Genomic DNA, 551 nt, shown 5'->3' with positions numbered 1-551 from the left:
TGCACGCGGTGACCGTGCTGTTCTCCGGACTGGGCAGGTGAGCGGCATGTCGATGTTCGAGGTTCTGCGCAGGTTCGGGACGTTCGCGCTGCTGGTGTTCACCGGCGCGGTGCTGGTGTTCCTGCTGCTGCACCTGATCCGGATTCCGCTGGTGCTGCTCGCGAAGGTGCTGGAGATCTCCATGCGCCGCCTGGACGGGTTCGTCGCCCGGCACGCGAGCAAGCCCCCGGCCGGTCCGAAAAACCAGTTCTTCCACCACCCCACCGTCACTCGGGAGGAGGCCATCAATGTCCACGCCTGAGCACAAGCCCACTACCGACCACACCGGACAGTCCGCGAGCCAGGCGCAGGTTGAGGCGCGCCGCGCCGCTGACCTCGCGATCTACCAGCACGCGACCAACCCGACCCGCACCACGCAGGCCGTGTCCTGGATCGGCTGGCACATCGGCGAGCTATCCGGCGTGGTCGTGCCGCTGGGCCTCGGCGCGTTCGCGTGGGACGGCTTCTACGCCGTGTCCGTGCTGACCGCGATCGGCTGGGCTGTGCACGAG

Annotated in this window: 1 protein-coding gene and 1 pseudogene; both read left to right on the top strand. The window is 68.2% G+C overall.

Annotated elements, in window-relative coordinates:
- Positions 1-301 (top strand): hypothetical protein (locus ABFX51_RS15770; protein ID WP_346054115.1); only part of this gene is annotated, 301 nt, incomplete at its 5' end.
- Positions 288-551, top strand: a pseudogene (locus ABFX51_RS15765) (hypothetical protein); the annotation flags it as partial. The gene ABFX51_RS15770 and the pseudogene ABFX51_RS15765, both read left to right, overlap by 14 nt.

This window comes from Amycolatopsis dongchuanensis (assembly GCF_039542405.1).
Taxonomy (GTDB): domain Bacteria; phylum Actinomycetota; class Actinomycetes; order Mycobacteriales; family Pseudonocardiaceae; genus Amycolatopsis_E; species Amycolatopsis_E sacchari.
The sequence above is the reverse complement of the archived record's forward strand: the minus strand, read 5'-3'. Positions and strand labels throughout refer to the sequence as shown.